At 53.1% G+C, this 26,362-nt stretch carries 14 protein-coding genes; 9 read left to right on the top strand and 5 right to left on the bottom strand.

Features of this window, described 5'->3' with window-relative positions:
- Positions 1-343: 343 nt before the first annotated feature.
- On the bottom strand, positions 344-814 hold the full coding sequence (locus tag ACZ5PT_RS12155) for an RT0821/Lpp0805 family surface protein (RefSeq protein WP_464263303.1): 471 nt from the start codon (positions 812-814) through the stop codon (positions 344-346).
- 538 nt (positions 815-1,352) lie between these two features.
- Here ACZ5PT_RS12155 and ACZ5PT_RS12150 point away from each other — a divergent pair.
- The 9 genes from ACZ5PT_RS12150 to ilvA all read left to right on the top strand — a co-directional run bounded on the left by ACZ5PT_RS12150 (position 1,353) and on the right by ilvA (position 20,860).
- On the top strand, positions 1,353-2,531 hold the full coding sequence (locus ACZ5PT_RS12150; protein WP_464263302.1) for a cytochrome c3 family protein: 1,179 nt from the start codon (positions 1,353-1,355) through the stop codon (positions 2,529-2,531).
- Positions 2,532-2,705: 174 nt separating this feature from the next.
- On the top strand, positions 2,706-3,854 hold the full coding sequence (locus tag ACZ5PT_RS12145) for a cytochrome c3 family protein (protein WP_464263301.1): 1,149 nt from the start codon (positions 2,706-2,708) through the stop codon (positions 3,852-3,854).
- 186 nt (positions 3,855-4,040) lie between these two features.
- Positions 4,041-5,048: a cytochrome c3 family protein gene (locus ACZ5PT_RS12140; RefSeq protein ID WP_464263300.1), complete on the top strand. Its 1,008-nt coding sequence runs from the start codon at positions 4,041-4,043 to the stop codon at positions 5,046-5,048.
- Positions 5,049-5,150: 102 nt separating this feature from the next.
- On the top strand, positions 5,151-6,317 hold the full coding sequence (locus ACZ5PT_RS12135) for a cytochrome c3 family protein (RefSeq protein WP_464263299.1): 1,167 nt from the start codon (positions 5,151-5,153) through the stop codon (positions 6,315-6,317).
- A 133-nt stretch (positions 6,318-6,450) separates the two neighbouring features.
- The gene (locus tag ACZ5PT_RS12130) at positions 6,451-7,542 is read left to right on the top strand and encodes a cytochrome c3 family protein (protein WP_464263298.1); all 1,092 of its coding nucleotides are present in this window, start codon (positions 6,451-6,453) and stop codon (positions 7,540-7,542) included.
- Between the two features lie 475 nt (positions 7,543-8,017).
- On the top strand, positions 8,018-9,235 hold the full coding sequence (locus tag ACZ5PT_RS12125) for an NHL repeat-containing protein (protein ID WP_464263297.1): 1,218 nt from the start codon (positions 8,018-8,020) through the stop codon (positions 9,233-9,235).
- A 53-nt stretch (positions 9,236-9,288) separates the two neighbouring features.
- Positions 9,289-14,019: a right-handed parallel beta-helix repeat-containing protein gene (locus ACZ5PT_RS12120; RefSeq protein WP_464263296.1), complete on the top strand. Its 4,731-nt coding sequence runs from the start codon at positions 9,289-9,291 to the stop codon at positions 14,017-14,019.
- A gap of 330 nt (positions 14,020-14,349) precedes the next feature.
- A complete protein-coding gene (locus ACZ5PT_RS12115) occupies positions 14,350-19,119 on the top strand; it encodes a cytochrome c3 family protein (RefSeq protein WP_464263295.1) in 4,770 nt (1,589 codons plus the stop codon).
- A 232-nt stretch (positions 19,120-19,351) separates the two neighbouring features.
- Positions 19,352-20,860 carry a threonine ammonia-lyase, biosynthetic gene (ilvA, locus tag ACZ5PT_RS12110; protein ID WP_464263294.1) on the top strand — a complete coding sequence of 503 codons (1,509 nt, stop codon included), beginning with the start codon at positions 19,352-19,354 and terminating at the stop codon, positions 20,858-20,860.
- Between the two features lie 82 nt (positions 20,861-20,942).
- Here the strand turns inward: ilvA and ACZ5PT_RS12105 are convergent, their stop codons facing one another.
- The 4 genes from ACZ5PT_RS12105 to ACZ5PT_RS12090 all read right to left on the bottom strand — a co-directional run bounded on the left by ACZ5PT_RS12105 (position 20,943) and on the right by ACZ5PT_RS12090 (position 26,353).
- On the bottom strand, positions 20,943-21,749 hold the full coding sequence (locus tag ACZ5PT_RS12105; protein ID WP_464263293.1) for a hypothetical protein: 807 nt from the start codon (positions 21,747-21,749) through the stop codon (positions 20,943-20,945).
- Positions 21,750-22,128: 379 nt separating this feature from the next.
- Positions 22,129-23,682 carry a choice-of-anchor F family protein gene (locus ACZ5PT_RS12100; RefSeq protein ID WP_464263292.1) on the bottom strand — a complete coding sequence of 518 codons (1,554 nt, stop codon included), beginning with the start codon at positions 23,680-23,682 and terminating at the stop codon, positions 22,129-22,131.
- A 572-nt stretch (positions 23,683-24,254) separates the two neighbouring features.
- The gene (locus ACZ5PT_RS12095; RefSeq protein WP_464263291.1) at positions 24,255-25,931 is read right to left on the bottom strand and encodes a diguanylate cyclase domain-containing protein; all 1,677 of its coding nucleotides are present in this window, start codon (positions 25,929-25,931) and stop codon (positions 24,255-24,257) included.
- Complete coding sequence (locus tag ACZ5PT_RS12090; RefSeq protein ID WP_464266734.1) at positions 25,928-26,353, bottom strand: substrate-binding domain-containing protein; 426 nt, start codon at positions 26,351-26,353, stop codon at positions 25,928-25,930. The genes ACZ5PT_RS12095 and ACZ5PT_RS12090 overlap by 4 nt, the downstream gene beginning before the upstream one ends.
- Between the last annotated feature and the right edge of the window lie 9 nt (positions 26,354-26,362).

Raw genomic sequence — 26,362 nt, 5'->3', positions numbered from 1 at the left:
ACCAGTGAGTGAGCAAATCCCCCAAACTATTCATGGCAAGGGATTATAGAGTTACCCCGATAGTCTGCCAGCTTAGAACGAACTGTCCAGCACATTTTTGACCAGCTAATTAGCAACCAGCTTCAATAATTTTGAGGGATGCCGTTTCTCCATTTGTCTCAACTTCGGAGCAGGTTGTCCGCCCTTCTCAATCTGTCGCAATTGTTCATGAAAGCGATCGCTGTGAAAATGCTGATGTCGCTGAGGGCCTCGCACAGTCTTCAAGTTTCTGGATTGGGCGTGCGAACAGTTGTGCTGTCTGGATTTGTTTACAACGGCGAATTTCAACTGCGGATTTTGTCTTTCAACTAATTCGTTCTTCAGCAACCTTCCAACTTGCATCAGACTGTCGGCAAGCTGTGCCGTAATATTGCTGAACTGCCGCCCCGAATTGAATCGTTGCCAGATATTCACGACAATACTGTCCAGATGCGCTTCGATAAGTTTTAATCGCAACGGTCGTCCCGTTCAAACCGGTCGCAGGAGTCAACCAATCGACAACCTGATGATCTTGACTGTTCTCCATCGCATACTGAAAACCACCGTAGGAAATACTGGTTTCCGAATCACTCAGAACATAAATAGATGAACCTGTTTGAGCCGTCGCAGTTGAAGTAACAAGCAGCACGAAAATTATGATGAGATACCTAATGATTCTTCTCCCCTGTTGAGCCCTCGTAACAAATGAGCAATGAAATTCAGGGGCTGCCAGAAGACAGCAAGCGGCATGTGCATTTTCATCGATCCAAGCAAAGAGGGGCACAAAATCGGCCATTACCCTTCTTAACATTATAAACAATTTCCCCTCGGCATCTATTGCCTTTTTGGTTATATTCACCTCATGCCCAGGAGGCGGATATTAGCAATGCTCAACATTATATTTTAAATATGGGGGAAGACTAATGTAAGCAGTGGTAATAATTGCTTATAAATCGATTTAGTTAAATCACAAGTCGAGCAGTGAAAAAACCACCAGCTTTTATCGGTAAATCCACAAAACTCCGCGATATGGCCAAACTCCCAACCAAACCAATCCCGGCAAGACAAACCAGCACAAGCAGGCCAAACAAGCAATCACTCGGTATTCCAGCAACTTGCAGAGCTTACACGACTAAAACTATATTGCATTAAACAGAAACTCTCCCTAGTATTCTTATTGTATCAAGATGTGATTTTTAATTGAGGACAGCATTCATCCTGCCACGGATTGCTCTCCTCCAAATATACAGAGTTTAAGAACCGTAAACTCGCACGCTGAGGATAAAGCTACATCCAGCTGTGCGGCATTTTAAATACTGAGAGGCGAAATGACTATGGCAAAAAAAGCTAACTTCCCCGTTGTTAAAAAGCTCAACTGCCTGGGCACACTCTTCCTCCTTCTACTTATCTCGGCACTGCCGGCCAGCGCCAGCATCAAAGGCAGCTGTTCAGGTTGTCACACCATGCATAATAGCCAAGATGGCTCCAGCATGAATTTTGACGCCTCTGAAACAGCAAATACCTCGCTGCTTAGAGGCACCTGCCTCGGCTGCCATGCCCAGGGCGGAGGATCGGCTCTGGTTGCTGCTGGCGCTGATATGATTCCGCAAGTCTTCCATACCGAGACCACCGACCTGGCGGGCGGAAACTTTGCCTTCATCACTGGAGCAAAGGGTTCCGGCGCCTCTGATGGTAAGGGGCACAATATTGCCGCATTAACCGGATCGGATGGTACCATTGGAGCCTTGCCAGGCGGAATCCAGCAATCCTTTCACGAAACTTCAATCGTCAACACCTCCAACCTGACGTGTGCCGGAACCAACGGCTGCCATGGTGCTCGGTGGTGGACCACAAGTGGCCTCCCTGCTGGTATTCCTGTAGGAATCGAAGGTGCCCATCACGCCAACACCGATGGAAAGCTGGATGCACCTGACAGTATCGGCAACAGCTACCGCTTTTTGACCGGTGTCAAAGGGCTAGAAGACAACGACTGGCAATACACCCGGTCAAGCAGCGATCATAACGAATATTTCGGCATGACCGAACCGGTTCAACTCGGCTGCTCGGGCGGCGCTGTAGTCAGTTGCCACGGCGGCAGTGTCGGACTTGGCATCCAATCTCCTGACGGGACCATGAGCCAGTACTGTGCTACCTGTCACGGAAACTTCCATACCATCCAGACCAACGCGTCCAGCGGCATCGGTTCCAACGCGTCATCTCCGTTTATCCGCCACCCAACAGATCTGGTCATGTCGCAAAATCCCGGCGATGAGTACAGTTTCTACACGGCCTACGATGTCAACGTGCCAGTTGCCCGTACCACTGTCCCAGATTTCAGCAGCGACACAGTCAGTCCCACCATTGACGCCGTCAACTGTATGTCTTGTCACGTTGCCCACGCCAGCGATTACCCCGACATGCTGCGCTGGGATTATGCCAACGATTGCATGACCAACTCAGTGAACGCCAACTGCGGTTGCTTCACCTGCCACACAGCCAAAGACGGCGACTAATCTCAATAAGTTGACCTGCATGAAGATCCCACTCGTTGAATCATATCACCGGTGGGATCTTCGTTTACATGTTTGCCCGAAGACGACAGCAGGATGCTTCACCACTGCCACAGTGGAATAGCCACAACAAGGTTGATTGTCTGCCGTACTGACAAACCCAGGAGGGGCCAAGAAATGAAAACCCAGTTTTCCCGAAAAACTCCAGCAAAAAACATAACTCTGGTTCTTATCTCTTTCTTTATTCTCTTTTTCGCCTTGCCCGCTAGTGCCAGCATCAAAGGCAGCTGTTCTGGTTGTCACACCATGCATAACAGCCAAGACGGTGCCAGCATGAATTTTGACGCTTCGGAGACTCCTAACGACGCCTTACTCAGAGGGACCTGCCTAGGCTGCCATGCCCAGGGCGGAACCCAGGCCTTAGTCACCGTTGGCAGCGATAAGATTCCACAGGTCATGCACACCGAAGCAAACGACTTGGCCGGCGGTAACTTCGCCTTTATTACCGGCGCAAAAGGCTCTGGCGCTTCTGATGGCAAGGGGCACAACATCACCGAACTGACTGGTGCAGATGCGACCCTGACTGCCCTACCAGGCGGAATTGTTCAATCTGGGCACCAGAGTTTTATTGTCAACACCTCACTACTCACCTGCGCCGGCACCAACGGCTGTCACGGCTATCGGCTCTCGGGCCCCGCAGTCGGAATTAACGGCGCGCATCATGCGAATGCTGACGGACAGCTGTACGTTGCCAACAAGGCCAGCAACAGCTACCGCTTTTTGACCGGGGTCAAGGGCCTGGAAGATTCCGACTGGCAGTACACCCGTTCAAAAGATGACCACAACGAGTACTTCGGCACGACGACACCGATCAAACTGGGCTGTTCAAACGCCACATCCTGCCATACCGGGCTCGGTGTCAGCCCTCCCGATGGCACCATGAGCCAGTACTGTGCCACCTGCCACGGCAACTTCCATACCATCCAGACCTCCACTTCTAGCGGTATTGGGGCCAATGCATCCTCACCCTTTATCCGCCACCCGACCGATCTGGCCCTCTCGCAAGGCCCTGGTGATGAATACGCTCGCATCACGGACTACGATATCAACGCTCCTGTTGCCCGTCCCGTTGTCCCCGAGGAAAGCGCTGACTGGGTCAACCCCTACACTGATTCCGTTACCTGCATGTCCTGCCATGTTGCGCACGCCAGCGATTACCCCGACATGCTGCGCTGGGATTACGCAAATGAGTGTAACGCCAACGGGGGGACCAATAGTGCCTGCGGCTGCTTCAGCTGTCATACATCGAAGGATGGTGTTCCTTAAGGTGAACAGCCACACCTGCTAGATAGCTTTTAAGACTGCCACTTGATTTTTTTAACGTTTGCGGTGCACACAACCAACGAGAGGCGCTGAACAATGAAAAAATTGTTAACTCTAACATTCCTCCTACTTTTCTGGAGTCTACCCGCAAGTGCAAGCATCAAGGGCAGCTGTTCAGGCTGTCACACCATGCATAACAGCCAAGACGGCGCCAGCATGAATTTTGATGCTTCGGAGGAACCGAATGAGGCGCTGCTCAGAGGGACCTGTTTCGGCTGTCACGCTCAGATGAAAAACCAGGCGCTGATATCAGTCGGAGTCGACAATATTCCTCAAGTCATGCATACCGAAGCAACCGATCTGGCTGGCGGTAATTTTGCCTTTATCACTGGCGCAAAAGGATTGGGGGCCTCTGATACCAAGGGGCACAATATAGCTGCGCTGACGGGGGAGGATGATTTCCTCACTGACCCGCCAGGAGAGTTTCACACCGACACAGTTTCAACCGCCGAACTAACCTGCGCGGGCACCAACGGTTGCCACGGCTATCGGATGGGTGGACCAGCGGTAGGAATTAACGGAGCTCACCACGCCAACGTTGACGGCAAACTGGCAGCGCCGCGTTTTGTCAGTGACAGCTATCGCTTCCTATATGGCGTCAGGGGTCTGGAAGATAATGACTGGCAGTATACAAAAAGCGACAGTGACCACAATGAGTACTTTGGCGTTACATCACCAGCTGCCTACAACTGCACCACCTGCCACGATATGCACGGACCTGTCGGCCTTAAATCTCAAGATGGCACCATCAGTCAGTTTTGCGCCAGCTGTCACGGACGCTTTCACACCCTCGAAACGATGAATAATACGAGAGGTGGCATCGGAGCAAGTGCGTCATCACCCTTTATCCGCCACCCGACCGATATTATTTTGCCGAACGAAGGCGAATACAGTGGGTACGAAAACTACGACGTCAATGTACCAGTTGCCCGCCAAGTTGTTCCAGATATGGCAAGCAGCACAGTTAACCGTGGTAGCGACGTGGTAATCTGCCTGTCCTGTCACGCCTCGCACGCCAGTAACTACCCGGATATGCTGCGTTGGGATTACGCCACTGGCTGCAATACTAATACAGTCAACACCGACTGCGGCTGTTTTACCTGCCACACAGCCAAAGATGGTGAGACGACCCCATAACCAGCACCGAAAATGATGAAGTTAAAATGTAATGTGAAGTGTTGCTACAGCTCGCGAACCTAATCAAATATCATCACCGTGAGCGTTATCTGGAGGCGAAAATTGAAAAATACCCTGACAATTTGCTTTGCACTTTTATTTCAATGTCTTGTTCTCGGTCCGGTTTTAGCGGCGGTAACCGGCGACTGCGTCAACTGCCACACCATGCACAACAGTCAGGACGGCAGCGCAGTCGCCCATTCAGGAACCGGTGCTGGCTGGGATGATACGAACCTTACCGGCGGGGACAGTACCGCCTCTCAAGTCAACTTGCTGGTTTCCGGTTGCGTTGGTTGCCACTCAAACTCAGGCAGCGACACGATCGTTACCATCGGCACCACCAAGGTTCCGATCGTCTACAATCATTCTGAACCCACCCTGCCGCTGGCGGGTGGCAATTTCTTCTGGGTCGAAAGTTCCGGTGACGGGTATGGTCACAATGTTGCTGGTATTTCGTCCGACGACGCTTCGATAGGCTTCTATCCACCTGGTTCCATGGACAGCGTCACTCTATGTTTTCCGTGCCACTATGACCTCACGGACCCCCCCCGAGATAACCGGTTCGGCTGGGGGGTCACTAACGGCGGCTGTGAAGCCTGTCATGTTCCAAGGCATCACGCCAACGGCACTAATACCGTCGTCGGACAAGCAGAAGGTTGGTACCGCTTTCTCGGTTCGACCATGGAACGGGCTCGTTATGATCAGATGATCACATCACGCGGCGTAGTCGGTATTGAAGATGATGACTGGGAGCAGACCGTTGGCTCGAATGATCACAATGTTTATCAGGGTGCCGTGAATTATGGTAATGGTGGAGTCGGCCCTGGTCTCAGCCAGGGAGCGATCGGCCAGATTTGTGTCGGCTGCCACGGGAAGTTTCATACTCCCTATGGCAACGGCGACGGAATGACAGATACCTCAGGTGCCTGGATTCGCCATCCGGCAGATGTCCTGATTCCGGATACTGGAGAATATTCAGATTTTGATACCTACAGTCCCTTAACTCCGGTAGGTGTCCTCAATGTTACTGCCAGTGACGCCAATTTTGAGGTGATCGACAACAGCCGAAACCTGGTCAACTGCATCAGCTGTCACCGCGCCCATGGGTCCCCTAACCCGGACATGCTGCGCTGGGACTATGCTAACGAATGCAATACCAACGCGGGCGCTAATGCCAAATGCGGCTGTTTTACCTGCCACACTGCCAAAGATGGCGCTACCCCCCCGTAGCCTGCGTCAAATCAAGAATCTTGCTATTAATTTCAAATGTGAAGTGAATTGATAAAATAGGCCGTGCTGCTGACCCCATGTCGACCGCACGGCCTTAATCAGGAGGCGAACAAATGAGAAACACCCTGACCATTTGCTTTACACTTTTAATTCAAGTATCTTTCTCGGCCAGGCCTTGGCGTCGGTCACTGGTGATTGTGTCAACTGCCACACCATGCACAACAGCCAGGACGGTCAGACGATGACCTTCAATCTTAGCTACAGCGGCGCGACCGGCCCGCTTGGGTCGTTACTCAAATCCGACTGTGTTGGTTGTCACACCAATGCGGCTAGCACAGAAACCATTGTCGACCTGGGGAACTCGCGGGTGCCCATAGTTTACAATCCGGGAGGCGGACTGCAATATCCACCCGAAGGCGGTACGAATGCCGCACTCGCGGGGGGAAACTTTTACTGGGTAGACCAGGACCAGGCCAACGGCCATAATGTTTTCGTCACCAAACCGGATACCGTACTTACCGAAGCCCCAGGGCGGACTGTCCGCGGCGCCAGTTCAGATCCAGAATGTGCGAACTGCCATATGACACTGGCGACAGCGGAAAGTGGCTGCCAAGGATGTCACCTCGCCAAACATCATGCTGACGATTCTGCCGAGGTGGTCTCGATGACCGGTGGTTGGTACCGTTTTCTTGGCGATCTTATGCTGCCAATCCTCACTGGTAATACCTCAACCAACGGTGTCATGGGTATCGAAGAACCAAACTGGGAACAGAATCCCTCGGAAAGTGCCCATAATGGTTATTTCGGTACAACTAATCGATACTCCAAAAGCCATATGAGTTATCTCCAGGATTATGCGATCGGTCAATTCTGCACCGGTTGCCATGGCGCATTTCATCATCCTGCCTACCAAATTGATGGATCAGGCATGGAGGCCGGCGGTGCTTGGATTCGTCACCCCTCCGATGTCCTACTGCCGGACGAAGGGGAATATGCCAGCTACAACACTTACGATCCCATGGCGCCAATTGCTAAACCTGACTTAGCTGGCCAACGCAATTCTTCGGTGGTTGAACCCGGTACCGATATTGTCAATTGTATTTCCTGCCACCGCGCACACGGCTCCCCATACCCGGATATGCTGCGTTGGGATTACGGCAAATGCGAAACGGGCAATGGAGATTCAGATTGTGGTTGCTACAGCTGCCATACGGGAAAAGATTAACAGAACTGTCACTCTATCAATATTTGGAGCGGTATCGTGATTCATTCCATCAGTAAAACAATTGCCTGGCTGACAATTATTCTGCTTAGTGCCCTCTATGCTCAATTAACATCAATGGCGGGTTTTTAGGGGAATTAACAGCGGCTCGTGGCAACTGCCTGAACAACAGCACCACGAGCCGCTGGCAAAAACAGGGATGTCGACAGAATGGTTCAATTAACCTGTCGATTGCTCCGAACTAACGACTGAACAACCGCTCCGATTTTCCACAAAAACTCTATTTAAAATCTGCGTGTTTCGTCATCCCCAACAAAAAAAACTAACCGGCAGCCCGCCACCGGCGACTGTAAGGGGCGGCTCCGTTTGTAACCAGCTCATTTAGCAATACGACCCGTCTTAAATGCAAAATAATTAATTAAGCGCCCACGCACGCTCACGACCAACGTCCACGCGTTGGCATAGAAGGAGTAGGTACATGAAACAGATCATCACCCGTCTTGCGGGCTTGCTACTGTTGCTGGCACTGAGCCTCGCCGGCCCGCTGAACGCTGCCGAACAGCCGACCATCGTTCCCCTGACCGAACTGCGCGAAGGATTGACCGCCCCCACCCGGCTCGCCGTCGATGATTCCGGCAACCTCTTTGTTGCCGACCGACGCCAGCAAGCAGTGCTGCAGTTCAATCCTGACGGCGTTTACCAAGGTCGCTTCGACAGTGTCCCGGTCTTCGGTTCCGGCCTGGCAGTCTCCGCCGATGGTCGCCAGCTATTTATCGCCGATCGACACAACGTAAATATCGTTGACACCGAAAGCGGCAAAAAGATTGGGCAACTGGGTGCTGAAAACGAGTTCGGCCTGGTTGGATCAATTGCCATCGACGTCCAAGGGCGGGTCTTCGTCGCCGACAGCGGCGAGCGCTTAATCAAAGCTTACCAGTTGCAAAACAGTGAACAGCTGATTCTGGGACAACTACAGTACAGCTTCGGACAGGGGCGCTTCGCCTCAATCTTTGCCATGGCGGTCGATCGCGTCAACAATACCGTCTATGTCGCCGACGGCATCCAGACCTACAGTTCCCAGCGTCGGGTGGAAGTCTTCGATCTCAGCGGCGCCTTGCAGCGGACCCTCAATTTCGACGACGCTTTTGGCGAGAAAAAGCTCGGTTTCGTCGGCGAGATCGGTTTCGATGACGCCGGTCGAACTTATGTTGCCGACAAAAAAACCGGCAACCTGCGGATACTCAGCAACAACGGCCAGTTTCTCGGCAGCCTGCTGCTCAGTGGTCATACCGCCGGCCAACTCTGGCAGCCGCGCGGCCTGGCCTATCTGCCCGGCAGTCAGCCCGGCAGCGGCCGATTACTGGTTGCCAACAGTGACGGTCGAATCAGCATTTTCGATCTCGACGTCGCCGAGCCCCCTATTCTGAACGAAAATCCGCCGACGATAGAAGAGACCAGCCCGGCACCACTCCCAACTCCGCAGCAACTCGAGGCAAAAGTAGCGCAACTGCGCGAGCTAGCCAACGGTAAGCACAAAGCCTTGCTCAATCGAATTGCCGGCGCGCTAGGCGAAGGAAATCTGACCAGAGTCGCCAATCTTACCGGCAGACTGGTCAATAAGACAGATGGAGATTTGGCTGCTGCGGCAGCGGAATTTGCCACAACAGCGGCAGAGCTCGCGACACTGTTGCAGTGATGAGAGAAGGCGAGACAGATATGAACAAGCGAACCAAAGCTGGAAATAGGCTGATGATAATCGAGCTGCGCATTCTGCTGTTTTTTTCCTTGCTACTTCTGCTGTCGCCTGTCGCCGAAGCGGCCATGGTGCATGATTTTCACTGCGATAATTGCCACCCGGTATTCAACGTCGAACCGCCAGCCGGATTAGCCGACACCCTCTGCCTGCTCTGCCACAGTGACGGCAATAATGTTCCGATCCAGCAGCTAAGCGCCCCCACCCAGAACACCAATCCCCCGAGTGGGCTGTTCGAGGCTGGTGACGCCAGCAACCTGATGGGCAGTTATCCGCTCGACCTGCCCCCCGGTATTCAGACCTCGCACATGTGGTCATCCAGCGATACCAAGCCGGAAGCCGGTGCCCTGCCACCGTTACAGGCACAACTTAACAATGGCCTCTTCGATGTTTCGCAAGACAAGATCACCTGCTCACGCTGCCACAACCCGCACGACCTTCAGGAAACCAACCCGCAGCTCTTACGGACCGGGGCCGGGACCGCCGACACCATGTGTCTCGACTGTCACCGCAGTTGGAATATCCAGAACAACCGCGGTCGTGAAACCCACCCGATGGTGGCAGATTACGCCGCAGTGGTCGCTGCCAAACCGGACAAAATGCGGATACTGCCCGATAACTTCGGCAGTACCGGAGACATCAATCTGGTCGCTGGGAATCGGGTTTCCTGTACCAGTTGCCACGGTATACACTGGACCGATTCCGACGCCTCAACCCTCGACGGCAAGGAGCATATCGACAGCTTAAACGCCGGTGACGGACGCCTGCTCAAGCATGACGGCCCGGAGCGCGAGAACCCCGACCAGAGCCTCTGCCAAACCTGTCACAATTACAGCCGGCATGGTGGCAACGCGCCGACCATCGGCTGCATGGTCTGCCACGGCAGCCACGAGTACGATCCGCTGGGCAACCCGAACTACTTCATGCTGAAGAAACAGGTGACCCTCAACCGACCGCTGCTCGACGAAACCCAACCGGCCGAGCAAATCACCGCCAATCTCGACTATACGACGCTGCCAGCGGCCAGCAACTATGACGGTTACGATAGCATTTGCCTAAGCTGCCACTTCGATAACCTCTCGGCCGGGCATGACGCCGGGCGCGCAGCCTGTTCCGAGTGTCACGTTCATGGCAATGGTTTCGCTCACGGCAGCGGCAGCAGCGGCAGCAGCGGTATCGGCTGTATCGAGTGCCACGGTCACGATGCCGGCACCCTCTTTGATAGCGACTCCAGCGCGCCTTACACGGCCGGTGAAATCGAAAGTCAGGGTCGCGGTACCGTCCAGAGCCACTCAACCCATACCGAACTTGATAGCGACGATCTGCGCGGACCGGGCATCTATTGCGATTCCTGCCATGATATCGACAACGTCCCCTTCTTCAAATCGGGGACCGATGCCGATGGCGATGGTCGTTACAACCTGGCAGAAACCGATGTTTGCGACAACTGCCACTCTCCCGGTGGGAGTTACAATGGCCTGGTCGATCCAGCGGTCGGCGCCAAGCAGATCTGGCAAACCGGTGCCTATGCCACGGATGGCAGCCTGCTGGCGGGCAAGGACAAATGGTGCGCCAGCTGCCATGACGAGGAGCCTTCCCAGATCGGCGGAGTTTATGCACCCAACGTGATCGGCGACGAGGACGGTTCCTATAAATACGGCACCGGCTGGGGTTATTACGAGACCGGTCACGGCTTAAAGGCTGGTGAAACCTTCCCGTCCAAGGGGGGCATCGAGACTCTTGCCGGCCGACCGATAGAATGCGATTCATGTCATGATTACTCGACCGCCCATATAGACGGAGACGCCAGGACATTTGACTGCGGTGTTGATCAAACCGAATGTGACCCTGCAGAGTACAGCACAAGTTATCGGCTCAAAATGGTTGGCGGGCAAGATCCTATGGAAATCCCAAAGCTCGGCTGGGTAGAAAACACTACTGATCAATTCAGGTTATGCGCCCAGTGTCATGATTCCGGGCCTTTTACTGACGGCACTAACGTTAATACAAACTTTTCCGACCGGAATAATGGCTCTTTCATAAACCGTCATTCGTCCCACCTCGGTATGTTTTTCAAAATATGGCCAGCTGATTATGACTTCTCAGAACGTGCGGATATCGACGGGGATGGCGATTTGGACCTGGTCGCTGCCAGCAGGACAACCTGCATCACCTGTCACAACGTGCATGGTTCGACCAACCTAGCCATGATCCGTAACGGCAAACTGATAGACCGGGAACCGGGGCTGGAGATCTGGTATGGCAATGAAGATTTAGCGGTTTTTGCCTGGGCCGGTGCTGCGCCGGAACCAGAAAACATTCCGTTGTCAGCCAGCACCGGGAACATCTGGCGGGTCTATTCTGCCGGCAATGTTTGTACCGGTTGCCACATACCGGGCATGGTTGCTGATAATCGCTGTGTTGAAGGTGATGTTGGCTATCCTGATTGCACACAACCCTTCCAGCCCGGTTCCATGCAACCCCCGACCCTCGACTGGACCGGTGAAAACGGTTATGTCGCTGACGGAGTTAATCCGGAAAACGCTGATGCTGGGGGTGTTTTCTCTTTCCGCATCAAATACGCGGACATCAACAATGATGCTCCATCGACTATCCAGTTATGGATAGATAAAGACGCTGATGGTACTTACGAAAATAATGATGGCGATCCAGACCTGGACGAGACGATCGACATGGTCGAGATCGATCCTCGGGATGTGAATTATTGGGAGGACGGCAAGCTTTATTCCGTCAATATTCCTTTGTACAAGACTGGAGAAAATACCTTTACCTACCGTTTCCATGCCGTTGGCGGTGGAGATACGGTCGAATTTCCCTCAGGGGCAGACCTGACCGTATCCGTATCCAACAACCGCCCTGTCCTGTCCTGGACAGGAGAAACCTATTTTGGAACAAACGGCGTGTCCCCGAATACCGGCGGTCTGGGGAGTAAATACGTTTTCCGTATCAGCTATACCGATGCAGACGGTGACTGTGCTGTAAGCGGGAGCAATAATATCCAGGTGTGGATAGACGAAAACAATAACGGTTACGAGACCGGAGAAAAACACAACCTGCAGGAAGAGAATGCAGGGGATACGGATTGTACTGACGGTAAAATCTATAAACTAACCAGAACACTGACAAATGCAGGGCCACATAACTACAGATTCTACGCAACTGACGGTCTGGATACGGCAACCAGTGATGCCGGGCCGGTAATCGATAACTGGGTAACTGTCAACTCAACCGCCAATACTCCTCCGCTGCTGGAATGGCAGGATGGCATCTGTGTGACCAGCGGTGTCAAGCCAGCCCTCGGTGCAGCAAGCGAGGATTTTGAATTTGCCGTCAACTATACCGACCCCGACGGTTGTCCGTCCGGGGGAACTGTCCAAGTTTGGATCGATCTGGATGGCAGCGGCTACAGTGGCACGGAACAGCATGAGATGTCGGAAGATGACCCGTCAGACACCGATTGCAGCGATGGCAAGCGGTACCGATACACCACGGTCATATCTCCGGCAGGCAGCTACGACTATCGTTTCCATGCAAATGACGGTTCTGACGATGGCGTCGGCGAGGCCACAACTGCACGTACAGTAAAGGTGATCGATGCAGTTGCCATCCACTCTGGAGAAACCATCCAGTCCGCTATCACCCATGATGTCACAATTCTGGTCTATGAAGGGACCTACACTGAGAATCTCAGCTACACGACCGGCCAAGGAAACAACAGTAATATCACCCTGCAATCAATCTGCGGACCTGAAGTCACCACCATTCAAGCCCCTGTCGATACTGCCTCTACTATTTATATCCAGGGCGTAAGCAATCCGGTGATTAACGGCTTCACCATATCCGGCGGCGATAGCCAAGGAATCCTCTTAAATGGCGGGGTTTTAGTTAAAAACTGCGTCATTGAAAACAACGGCCGCGGCATAACATCCCTTACCACCAGTAGCAGATTGAGCGTAGAAGACTCAGTTATCCGCAATAATGTAAATACTGCAAATGGGGGTGGCATTTATTACAACAGTGGTGGGCCCCACTTTATTTCAGGCAGTGTTATAAGCGATAACTCATCGGCAAACGGTGGTGGTGTCTTTTTCCAAAACTCCAGCCTTGGTTTGACCATTGAAAATACAACCATAAGCAACAATACAGCTACCCGCCTTGGAGGCGGTGTCTATTGCACAAGGGGCAAAGTGGATGCCAATAAAGTCACCATCAGCTCAAATACCTCGGGCGGAAGCGGCGGCGGTCTGTACCTTAAGGAAAACAGCACGGCGACCATGACCAACAGCAACATTGTCGATAACACCGCAAACAGGTATGGCGGCGGGGTTTTTCTGGGTAACTACAACAGTGCAATCGGCAACCTGAACATGACCAACTGTACCGTCAGCAACAACCAGCTGACCGATACAGCAGGCGGTATTGGCGGGGGTATATACAATCGTCTGTCTAACGTCTCTATAAATGGCAGCATCTTCTGGGGGAACAAGGCCGCCGGTTTAGCCAGTGCCCATGAAGCATATGCATGGCTAGGCGCGAGCAATACCTTCTCGTTCAGCAACTCCGATGTGTTGAGCCATAATAATAATTTTTCAACAAGAGATGGCAGTATCACTTTCGATGCGACCTGCATTGATGCTGACCCGCTGTTTGTGGACACTACCAACGGAGACTACCACCTTAAACCGAACTCTCAGGCAATCGACTAGGCAACTTCAATGACTTCCCCAGCCGACGACATTGACGGTGATGCCAGGCCGAGTGGTCTGGGATACGATATGGGTGCCGATGAATTTGTGCACTGATCGAGGAAGAAACAGGTGAAGACTTCCAAAGGGTCCAGCCAGACGGCACCAGTCCGTATCCTGCTCAATATGCAAAACCTCATCTGCCCCCTGCTCTACCTTACGGGCAGAGTCAGAGAGATCGAGCAGATGTTTTGCTAAAGATATTTATACATAACAAATATGACGACAATCCAGGAGCTAAGCAAAGTGAGGTTGAAAACAACTAAAAATTATCCCTTCCGATCCGCAAGCGTGGCCCCCCTTCTGCTTCTGGCTGTGCTCAGCCTCTTGGCGCCAGTCGCCGAAGCGGCCGCTGTGCACGATTTCTATTGCTTTAACTGCCATTCGCCATTCGCCATGGAACCGCCAGACGGATTAGCCGATACCCTCTGCCTGCTCTGCCACAGTAACGGCAACAATGTCCCGATCCAGCGGCTAAGCGACCCCACCCAAAACACCAAAACACCCAGTGGCCTGTTCGAGGCCGGTGACGCCAGCAACCTGATGGGCAGTTACCCGCTAGATCTGGTCCCCGGTGATCAGACCTCGCACATGTGGTCGTCCAGCGATACCAATCCGGAAGCGGGAGCCCTGCCACCACAACGACCGGAGCTGAACGCCAGCTCTTCCCTAGACAAGGTCACCTGCTCCCGCTGCCACGATCCACACGGCGAGCAAGAACTCAACCCACAACTGTTGCGGACCGGCGCCGAAACTGCAGATGCCTTGTGTCTCGACTGCCACCGCAGCTGGGATGTGCAGAATAACCGCGGCCGCGAAACCCACCCAATGGTCTCCGATTACGCGGCCGTGGTCGCCGCCAAACCGGATAAATTCCGCAGCGCCCCGGATAACTTTGCCAGCAACGGCGACATCAATCTGCTGGACGGCAACCGGGTTTCCTGTAGCAGCTGTCACGGCGTCCACTGGACCGATTCCGACGCCACGACCCTGGACGGCAAAGAACAGGTTGATAGCTTGAGCGCCGGTGACGGTCGACTGCTCAAGCATGACGGCCCGGAGCGTGAGAACCCCGACCAGAGCCTCTGCCAAACCTGTCACAACTACAGCCGTCACGGCGGCAACTCGCCGACCATCGGCTGCATGGTCTGTCACGGCAGCCACGAGTACGACCCAAACGGCAATCCCAACTTTTTCATGCTGAAAAAGCAGGTAACCCTCAACCGACCGCTGCTCGATGAAACCCAGCCGCCAGAACAGATCACCGCCACTCTCGACTACACCACGCCACCTGCGGCCGGCAACTATGACGGCTACAACGGTATCTGCCTGAACTGCCATTTCGATAACCTCTCGGCCGGGCACGATGCGAGCCGCGCCGCCTGTTCGAACTGCCACGTCCATGACAACGGTTTCGCGCACGGCAGCGGCAGCAGTGGCGTCGGCTGTGTTGAGTGCCATGGCCACGATGCCGAAACCCTCTTCGATCCCGATTCCAGCTCTCCCTACAGTGCCGGGACCGTTGCCAGCCAGGGGCGCGGAACTGCGCAGAGCCATTCAACCCATACCGAGTTGGATAGCGATGATGCACGCGGTCCTGGCATCTACTGCGACTCCTGTCATACCCTCGACAACTTCCCCTTCTTCAAATCGGGAACCGACGCTAATGGTGATGGTCGTTTTGATCTCGCCGAAACCGATGTCTGCGATAGCTGCCACAGTGCCGGCGGCGGTTTCGACGGCATAACCTCGACGACCGATTCCATCGGTGCCAAGGACAACTGGCGTGATGGCGTCTACACTGCCTCTGGCAATTTACAAGCTGGTAAAGAAAAATGGTGCATCGGTTGTCACGATGGGGTGCCCTCGCTGATCGCCGGCGAATCCGCCCCCAACAAGGCGGGCGACAACAGCAGCTACGGCTATTACGTCAGCGGCCATGGCAGCCAGAACAGTTACGCGCAACTCTCCTGGCAGGACAGCTCGTCAACCGGAAATCCGGGCGCAAACCGTTCCTGCAGCGATTGTCACGACACAGCCGCACTGCATATCGTCAGCGGTGCCAATCCTGCCAGCCGCAGGCTCAAGGCTGGCTACGAGAACGATCAGAACAACAGCAACTGCAACCAGTGCCACGAAACCGGCGGCATGGCGACCGGCGGTCCGCTCTGGTACACCAGCTCCGCTGCTTACGAAGGTTCTGCCCACAACAGCACCCTCTGCTCCGACTGTCACGATGTTCACGGCACCAGCAGCCCGGCCATGACCAAGGGCAGCCAGGAAGCACTCTGCTACCAGTGCCACACCGACGGCATGGTGCAGAACAACGCCATCTCCGGCGCGGAGCTGGCCGACGATATCCAGCAGGCTTTTAGCGCAGTTGAAAAGCACGATCTCGGTACCGAGTTCGGCATCGACAGCAGTACCTATACACTGGAATGTACCAGCTGCCACAACGTCCACCTGATCACCGGTAAATACTGGCAGGCGGAAGAAGACAAAAGTCCGGTCACCCGCATCAGCACCCCGAGCAACAGTGAACGCAATCTGGAGCTCTGGGGCGATGAGCCGGGAGAGAAGATGCTCGATTACGGCGGCACCTACAGTACTCCAAAGGGCGAAAGCTACGCCGGACACCAGCTGCCCGACTACGCCACCTTCTGCCTGGAATGCCACGCCGAATCCGCTAGCGGCCACAGCAACTTCGGCATCAACTGGAATAACGATGCACACGGCCTGCGGGCTGCTGATTCTCCGCCTGGCGGCGGTGCCTGCCCAGACTGGTACGGCTGCGGCAAGGCAGCAGGCTGGGACGGCGACGAATGTATGGGCGGCGAGGAGGACTGCTGGCCGGTTATCTCCCGCGGCAAAGGGGACCAGATCTTCTCACGCGGTCCCTACAACCACGATGAGCGAATCGCCGGGGCGAACTTCGCCCTCTCCTGCACCGACTGTCACGAGGCCCATGGTTCGCCAGAGAGTTCGATGATGCGCAGCAACCCCAACGGCGGTACCGGAACGCGAATCTGGAATACCATGTGCAACAACTGCCATTACTACTACAGTGACTGGCACGCCGGCATGAGCTGCGGTACTGCCAGCTGCCACGTCTCCGACTCGATCCACCGTATGGGCTCGGCCGGCCGCTCAGGCGGGGTCCGCAGTTTCGATCCCGAACTGGTGCTGCACTACGCTTTCGAGAACAACCTCAACGACTCCGGCAGCTGGCGGATGCACGGCAAGTGGATGGACGACACCGCTGGCTCCTTCACCACCGCCGGAGCCAACGGCAGAGCGCTGGTACTTGATGGCGGCAAAAATGTCCAGGTCGGCACGCGGAACGAATACTGGTCCACCGACGCTGGCCGCCACGGCACCTGGGTCTATACCGAGATGAAATACAACACCACCCTGGAGGCCTGGGTCTACCCGACCGAGGACACCGCCAGCGACTACACCATCTTCAGCAAACACACCGGGACTGCCAACGGCGGCTATGTCTTCAATCTGCGCAAGGTCAACGGCAGTCTGCGCGCCTCGTTCAATTCACAGATCGACAACAACAGCTTCAGCCAGAACGGCATGGCCGGACTGCGTGGCGCCTTCAGCAGTATCGGCGTGCCTCTGAACCAATGGAGCCATGTGGCAGTCACCTTCGATAAAGACGGTCCCGATCGGGACAGCGGCGATCCATCCGTCGGTCGAATCCGCATCTACGTCAACGGCGAGGATGTCACCACCAGCGATGCCAGCGGCAACTACATGCAGCCGGGTACCGGGGAAACCTCGATCTATGCCTACTCCGAGAACAGTCCCTGGAATGAGGACATCTGCTACGAAAGTCATTGGTGCGCCTCGGAATTCTCCATCGGCGGTTTCTATGGATGGCAGAACGAATTCATCGGTCGCCTCGATGACGCCAAGGTCTGGAACATCACCAAGGATGCCAGCTACTTTGCCGTCCTCGACGCCGAAACCGGTCCCTATATCAGCAGCGTGAGCGGAGTCATCAACAGCGACCAGCTGACGGTGACCTTCTCCGAAGAGATCTACGCCACAACTGGTGCCAGTGGATCCTTGCAGACCAGCGATTTCAGCCTGACCGACAGCGATAACAACCGGACGATCACCGCCGTCAACCACAACCCCGGCAGCAACACCGCCATCCTGACCCTGAGTACACCGCTCGATACGACCGACGACTTCGGCGTCGACAGTCTGGCAGCAGTCAGCGGAGAGATCTTCGACGATCATGACAACAGTGCCACAACCAGCGCAACCCTGATTGTCATGTCCTCCGCCTGTCCGAGCGGCGAGGTCCGTTTCGATCTCAACGAAGCTCCCGACAGCAGCTACGCCTTCGACGGCCAATCGATGCTCCCCGGTCAGGTCAATGGCTCCGGGACCCTGACCGGCAGCAACTACTTCGGTGACAGCGTCAGCAACTACCTCGACTTCGAGAACAACAATGCCTGTTTGCAGGCGGATGCGGCCATGACCATCGAAACCCGCATCAAACCGACCGGGCTGGCAGGCACCGCCAACTACATCCGCCGGATTCTGGCCAGAGACAGCGGCGCTGCCAACTATCAACTCTCGGTCTGGCGCAACAATGGCTGGGTTAATTACAACGCCCCGGACGGCGCAGCTTCCATCGCCCTCTGGGTCAGGCCGCAGGACAACCATGGCGGTAAAAACTGGAAACCGGTATTGAGCGACTACGACAGCTGTCCGATCGTTTCTGATCACTGGTATCAGGTCAAAGTGGTTTGGAACAGCAACAAGGCAGGTGGCACGCCCGATCAGTTCTTCTTACCCTCCGATATTTATATCGATGACCAGGGGACTGACAGTACCGGAAGCGGCGAAAACTGGGCTGGCAATCTCAACTGTTCCAATGCCGCCCAGTCATACAATGCGGATACGCAGAAGTTCTACACTGGCGATCAGATCACCCCGGTCGATGGTGATTTCGCCATCGGCGCGAATGCCAACAATCACACCAAACACCTCTTTACCGGCCAGATTGACTGGCTCAGATGGGTTGACGCGGTGGAATAAGCGCCACGTTAAGGCGTTTTCAAAAGAAATTTTCTAGCAGTTTAATGCACGACTAAACTTAACTGCATTCCGTTAAGCTTAGTCGTGCATTGTATAAAACCATTTGCGCAGGTAAATCGACTTGATCAGATATTTCTGACAGCCGCGTGCCTGCGCTTTTTTTCGCTGCATAGCGACTGACATGCACAGTGATTTGTGCTATTTAGTCGGGACCTGATTGCAAGGAGCCAACATGCAGAAACTGATTCGCCAAATCCTGACCTCAAAAGTTTATGAAGCAGCCATAGAGACTCCGCTGGAAAAAGCGGTTGGCCTGTCGCAAGAACTCAACAACCAGATTTTACTGAAACGTGAGGACCTACAGCCGGTTTTTTCCTTTAAACTACGTGGTGCTTACAACAAAATCGCCCATCTGACTAACCTGGAGAAGGCTGCCGGAGTCATCGCCGCCTCAGCCGGAAATCATGCCCAGGGGGTCGCTTTTTCTGCCCGACAGTTGGGTTTGGAAGCGCTCATCGTCATGCCAGCCACCACGCCACTGATTAAGGTTGATGCGGTCAAGGCTCTGGGTGCCGAAGTCATCCTGCATGGCGATAATTACTCGGAAGCCGCCGAGCGATGCCAACAGTTGATGACGAAAACCGGCATGACCTATATTCACCCCTTTGACGATGAACTGGTGATCGCCGGACAAGGAACAGTGGCGGATGAACTATTGCGGCAAAGCGCCGGTAAAATTGATGCCGTCTTTGTCCCGGTCGGTGGCGGCGGGTTGATCGCTGGTATCGGCGCTTATTTCAAAGCGCTCTGTCCCGAAGTAAAAATCATCGGCGTAGAACCGCTCGACAGCGATGCTATGTACCAATCACTCAAAGCGGATAAAAGGGTCACTCTCGATTCCGTGGGGATTTTCGCTGACGGCGTTGCTGTCCGCAAAGTCGGCAAACTGACTTTTGACCTCTGTCGTCAGCATGTTGATGAAATCGTTCGTGTCAGTACCGACGAGCTCTGCGGCGCGATCAAGAGCGTCTATCAAGCCACCCGCTCCATCGTCGAACCCGCTGGGGCCCTGGCAATGGCCGGGGTAAAACAGTACGTAAAACAGCACAATATCAACGGCCAAACACTGGTGGCGATCAATTCCGGTGCCAACATGAACTTCGAGCGCTTACGCTACGTTTCCGAGCGAACCCAGACCGGTGAAGAACGCGAGTCCTTATTTGCCGTTACCATTCCGGAAAACACCGGGGCTTTGCGCCACTTCTGCAGTCATGTGCTTGATGGTGCCAATATCACCGAGTTCAATTACCGTCTGGCCGACCGCAAGCAGGCGCAACTGTTTATGGGTGTCTCGATCGGCGGCAGCAAGGATCGGCAAGAATTTTCCGCACGCCTGACGGCAGAAGGCTTTTCAAACATCGACCTGACCGACAACGAACTGGCCAAAACCCACCTGCGCTACATGATCGGCGGCCGCTCACCCGAGGCAACCCAAGAGCGACTGTTCCGTTTCTGGTTCCCGGAACGTCCCGGCGCGTTGACCCGCTTCCTCGCCGACATGGGGGCCGACTGGAATATCTCGCTGTTTCATTATCGAAACCAGGGCAGTGAATTTGGCCGTGTGCTGATCGGACTGGAAATCCCACCGAACAACGAAATCAAGTTAACGGGCTTCCTTGCTGATCTCGGTTACAGGTACGTTGAAGAGACCACTGACCCAGCCTATCAGCGCTTTCTATAAATACGTCAATTTACTAAAACAAAAACCCCGGCTACATCAAAGTAACCGGGGTTTAAACTTGCTTCAAAACTACCAAAGGGGGTTAATTTTCTTTTGTCACCTCTTCGATAAGCTGAACCTCATCATCGGCACTCTCATAACCCAGCTGTGCCGCGACCTCTTGCTGATACACAACATTGCCGCTTTTATCGATCATGGTGCCATCCTCAAGAAGGACCATGCCGAACTGGTTCATCAGTTGCATTTTGTATTGATGGCTAGTGGTCATCTTATTGTGCCGCAGACGGTAACTGAGAATCATCCAGGTGGCCATACCGAGGGCGATAAATATCAGCACCCCAACCAAGGTAAAAAACAGGTACTGGGCCGTTGCCGCTCCCGCTTGGGCTGCGTAGAGGACAATATCATCCATTTTATAAGCGATCGCCGTAGCAGCGATAAGCAGCAGAAGACTGAGCAGAAATGGCAAGCGGTGAATAATCTGAAAAAAACCGGTCAACCGATCGCCCTTATTGAGGCTGATATCGGCAGCGTAGCTGTCCTGGTCAGGGGATTCTACGGCTCCGCGAAAAAAATACTTGTTGAAGGTCATGATGATCAGACCAAAAACAAAGGTGATCGCGATGGGAGTTATAAAGGTGGCAAACAGGTAAGGTTTCCACGGGAAAACGGAATTTTCGGTTGCTAAGTGATTGACAAAGCAAACAAAGAAAATCAGGCCTTCGATCACCAGCATCGTGGTCAGGTAGTTGACGAAAAAACTGTTCAACCCCTTTTGATCAAAAGTTGCAGCGACCCCAACCGGACCTTCCGAGGCCTTGTCACGTCGTTTCTTTGTCGTTGTTGATCCGTTCGTGGAGTCCACGTTTTTATTTTCAAGCTGATGCATAGTTCTATCTATTGTCAGAAAATCTAATTAAACAAATAGCCATCCCTATTTTTAATCTCTGAGCGGGTATACAGTCAAATGAAAAGAAGTAAAAAAACAACATCACTGGCATTTGGGTCCACTGAGAAGTTCCTCCAACAAAGTCATCTCACTGGATAAAACAACTACCTACCAGACGAATATCACCCGCAAAAAAGAACTCCATTTAATACCATTTAAAGTTCGGCTTTAAAAGAGGAAATAGATATATCCGGGGGAAAGCTGCTAAAATAACAACACAATCGAGATAAAATCTCTTTTTAAAATCTCTTTTTTCACCAGAACAAAAAAACCGTAGAGCCAAAGCCCTACGGTTTTTTTGCTTATTTACAGCGAGAATTTAACGACAAGCTTTATTTTTTGAGCAACCGGAGTCGACACAGTCAACATCACCGTCGCCATCGTTGTCGAAACCATCGGAGCAAGTGTCGAACTTACCTTCGGCACCACAGCCAGCGATACCGGCACAGTCAGGATCGGCACAATCAGCATAGCTGTCGCCATCGTTGTCTATACCGTCGGTGCAGATTTCAGAAACTGGAGCTTGGCAGTTAGCAGCTAATTGACAATCGACATTGTCAGCACAATCGGTCATGCCATCTTGATCGTTATCCAACTCGTCATCACAAACTTCCGGAGTTGGAGGTGAGCAGATTGGATCTGCAGAGCAGTCGTTGTCCATACAGTCGATGGCACCGTCACCGTCATTATCGATGCCATCGGTGCAGACTTCAACCGGTACCGGTGCGTCAGCAGGGATCGGAATAAAACGCATGGTGAAGCTTTGAACTGGCCAGCTGCTGGTATCATCGACTTTGATCCAGTAGGTCAGGCCGAGGTTGGAAAGATCTTCGATCGCTCCGGTGTGGTACATGGTGTCGATGTCCCAAGCGGCGATCATGTCGGCAGGAACTGGAGTCGGTACGCCTGCTGAATCACCAGGAACGCCATTTTCAAGACCTGGGTACTCACGGTAGGTAACCCACTGGCCAGCGCAGTAACCGGTTTCAGCAACTTCGTCAGTGATAACGAACTCGCCCTGACAGTTAGCCATCAGCAGGTCGTCGGTCAGCGGATCGTTGTCATCATCCCAGTAGTAGGCAGTTGGTGCGTTGTAGATGGTGTTCCAGGTGCCGAACAGGTCGGAGTAGTTGGAGGAGATGCCATCGCTGACGATATCATCTTCGGTCGCGATCAGGCCGTAGCTCATGCGAGTCGTGGTGTCAAAGTAGCCAGGCTCAGGATGGTATTTGTCAGCCGGGCCAGCCAATCCTTGGGAGAAGTAACCGGAGAGGACGTCGGCTTTGCTCTGGTATGAGGTAACCGAACCAGAGAACACACGGCCGCGGGAATCACTGAAGCCGAGGCCATCACCAACAGTCGATTTAACGAAGCTGCCGTCAACCATGAAGCCGAGCTCGAGAGTGAACTCATCCCAGTTTACAGTGGTGTAGTCGCTGTACTTATGGAGAATCTTGTAGGGGCCGGTGGTGCCTTCCGCTACGTTGAAGGTGATATCCATCGGTGCGTTAAGCTCACCTTTAAGCTTGAAACGCTTGCTGTATTTAAGATCGTCGGTACACATCTTGTCGGAACCATCACCCGGATTGAAACCAGTGGTCATGATACAGTTAGAGCCATCCTGATCGTCGCCGGTGACGACTTTCATGCCGGGTGCCAGAACGTCAGACTCTGTCCAGCCGATGAAGCCGTTGGTCGCGGTTTTAGCGGTGTCGGTAAACAGGGTGCTCTGGTAGTTTTCGTCCAAAACGTAGGGACCGGGATCGGTTGCGACATTACCCATGTTCCAGCCGGTGATAACACCAGCGTTTGCCATGCTGACGCATGCAATAGCTGCCACGGTAGCAAGACCAATTTTTTTGAATACATTCATCCGTAAATCTCCTTTTCCTATTAACATTTAGTGGAAACGACATTGTTGGCCACCCGCAGATGACCCCTCAACAACACTTCCTCCCTTCATGTTGATGTGGAGAAAAGCTGCCGCCTCCTGCTTACAGCTCTACTCCAGACTCAGTTGCATCTACTCGAAAACATCAGAAATCTTCTATCGACATGTCATCGTTGGTCAGGTCGAGTACACCACCTCACCATTTCTGATATTTTCTACTCGCAAAAGCAGTGCCAACGGCGTAATGAAGTACAACAACACGTTATCAAAAGACTTATCAGGACTGTTAGGGCTGGCAAATAGTATCTGCGAAGTGCAACCACAGTTGCGCACTTATTTGTTGATTTGGAAAAAGACCTGAGGAATCAGAAGGTTAGAAACAAGGGACGATTGGTTGCACTGGCAATGAGAGTTGCACCGTTAATTATAGTATCATCCGGCTATACATATCACCACATACAAGCACAATTGACCGTGCTTTAGCCCATGACAATCTGAAGGGGAGTTAGACTGTTGGTTTTATTTTTTGGAAGAGAAAGGAATGGAAAATGGCACTACAACTCGATGCTGGAATTCCTGTTAGCGCCACGGTGCTTGGCGAGATACATCGCGGTATCACTCTGTTTGATTAAGGTATCAATACTGGTTCCGTCCTGTGGAAAGATACTGATACCGGCACTGACGCTTAAGCGGTGTTCTACGGTACCAAAAGTAAATGGTTCAGCGATGCCCTGAATGACCTTATCGGCGAGACCCTGTGCATCTGCCGGCGACTGCAGACCATTGAGGATCACCAGAAATTCATCCCCCCCCATCCGTGCCACCGTGTCGTCAGCGCGCAATATTTTAAGCAGTCGATTACTGACCTCTTTAAGAACCATGTCGCCAACATCGTGCCCCATGCTATCGTTAATCTCCTTAAACTTGTCGAGATCAAGATACAGCAGCGCAAATATCCGGTTATGCCGCTTGGCGTCCTGCAGAGTACAGACCAGCCGATCAAAAAACAGGTAACGGTTCGGCAAACCGGTCAGGGCATCGTGATGAGCCATCTGAATCAGTTCGTTCTGGGCCTTCTTCAGTTCGGTGATGTCGGTAAAAATTCCGATTATCCCGGTCAGATCGCCATTCACATCGTACATGGCTGAACCAGAAAATTGGGCAGGAAACTGCATACCGTCGCGCGCCATACAGGTCATTTCGACCTCCTTAACGATACCGACGCCAAGCAGTTCATCAATCCGGGAAGAACTGATAATCGAATCCTCTCCCGGTGCAATCAATATTTCAATCGGTTGGCCAAGCAGCTCCTGCTCACGGTAACCGAACAACCGGGAGGTCTGCTGACTGACTTTATCAATCGTCAAATCAGGCTTCACCACCACCAGGCCGCCCGACATATTGCTCAGAATATTATCGACATAACGCTTGGAAACAGTGGTTTTCCGCAGCTTCTCACCTGTATGCCAGAAGGCTGTCGCCAAGCGGCCGATTTCGTCCGACGGAAAAGAGGCAGCAGGCATTTCAAGTTCCTGCCCTGACTCCAACCGCCGCACATTACTCAAAATCATCGACAAGGGAGAGAGCAGCAAGGATCCAGCGACCCGATTAACCGTAAGAATGGCCGCGAGTAAACCGAGAAAAAAGAGCACCATCAGGAAAATGAGATTGTAAAGTGCACTGCCCTTATTCTCATCCATTTCGTCAAGCATCGAACGGTTCAATTCTATGGCAAACGCCTCTACCCGCCCCTCCAGGCTTTGTTGCATCTTGCCGAATTGCTGAATCTTTTTTTGTTCCGCAGCAGAAAATTCACCCGCAGAAATATTGGGACGCATCTCGATAGCCATCTTCATCAGCGCGAGATAGTCCTGCTTTAGTGTGAGCAGCTCTTTTACCGTAACGGGGCTGTCGTCAATCCTCTGGACACTGAGCAACAAGCTGTCGATATTGGTTAAAAATTTCACTTGCAGCGATATTGCCTGCTGAGCCAGATCGTCTTCCCCAAGCAAAAAGGCATCTTCATACTTTTCACTCTGCTGCTGAAAAACACTGAGCAGTCGATCGCCGCTAGAAACCAGCGGCCAGTGAGAATTCTGCATATGCGACAGTCGATCGTACTGCACCAGGTTGATATAAAAACCGAACAGAATAGAGATAAAGAATCCAGCCAGTGCTGTCAAAACGCAAAGCCAGACCTTAGAACGTATGCTACTGAAACGAACTATCATTCGATCACCTCGAGTGCTTTAACAAAATCACCCAGCGATGTTTTAGATAGATAGCTGATGGCATGACTGTTGTTGGCAAGCAAAGCCTGGACATGCCCTGCATCCGTCGCTGAATGGGGCAGCATACCTTGCCCACTGTAAAGATTCTTGCGCCAGTAAGTCATTAACTGACGGGGTGATTTACGCAACAGTTCACGAGTAAACTCCGCATGACTCTTATCTTGCGGATTTAGAATGATGGTAATAGGGGAACCATCCGGCCACTTCCTATTTTTACCAAGAAATATCCGTTTGATGTCTTTAGCTGACAAGGAATCGATCGGACTGTCTTTGTGCACCACCACGACATACTCCTGCCCACTTGCAACGCTGGCAAAAACCAGCAGCAATGACAGGAGGAATAGAACATTTATGGTGGACATCACTCTCAA

The sequence above is a fragment of the Desulfuromusa ferrireducens genome, from assembly GCF_055389805.1.
This window is presented reverse-complemented; position numbering and strand designations above follow the sequence as displayed.

Coding starts and splice junctions, on each gene's coding strand:
- ACZ5PT_RS12155 (WP_464263303.1), bottom strand. CDS start 814: ATGGCCGATTTTGTGCCCCTCTTTGCTTGGATCGATGAAAATGCACAT.
- ACZ5PT_RS12150 (WP_464263302.1), top strand. CDS start 1,353: ATGGCAAAAAAAGCTAACTTCCCCGTTGTTAAAAAGCTCAACTGCCTG.
- ACZ5PT_RS12145 (WP_464263301.1), top strand. CDS start 2,706: ATGAAAACCCAGTTTTCCCGAAAAACTCCAGCAAAAAACATAACTCTG.
- ACZ5PT_RS12140 (WP_464263300.1), top strand. CDS start 4,041: ATGCATAACAGCCAAGACGGCGCCAGCATGAATTTTGATGCTTCGGAG.
- ACZ5PT_RS12125 (WP_464263297.1), top strand. CDS start 8,018: ATGAAACAGATCATCACCCGTCTTGCGGGCTTGCTACTGTTGCTGGCA.
- ACZ5PT_RS12120 (WP_464263296.1), top strand. CDS start 9,289: ATGATAATCGAGCTGCGCATTCTGCTGTTTTTTTCCTTGCTACTTCTG.
- ilvA (WP_464263294.1), top strand. CDS start 19,352: ATGCAGAAACTGATTCGCCAAATCCTGACCTCAAAAGTTTATGAAGCA.
- ACZ5PT_RS12105 (WP_464263293.1), bottom strand. CDS start 21,749: ATGCATCAGCTTGAAAATAAAAACGTGGACTCCACGAACGGATCAACA.
- ACZ5PT_RS12100 (WP_464263292.1), bottom strand. CDS start 23,682: ATGAATGTATTCAAAAAAATTGGTCTTGCTACCGTGGCAGCTATTGCA.
- ACZ5PT_RS12095 (WP_464263291.1), bottom strand. CDS start 25,931: ATGATAGTTCGTTTCAGTAGCATACGTTCTAAGGTCTGGCTTTGCGTT.
- ACZ5PT_RS12090 (WP_464266734.1), bottom strand. CDS start 26,353: ATGTCCACCATAAATGTTCTATTCCTCCTGTCATTGCTGCTGGTTTTT.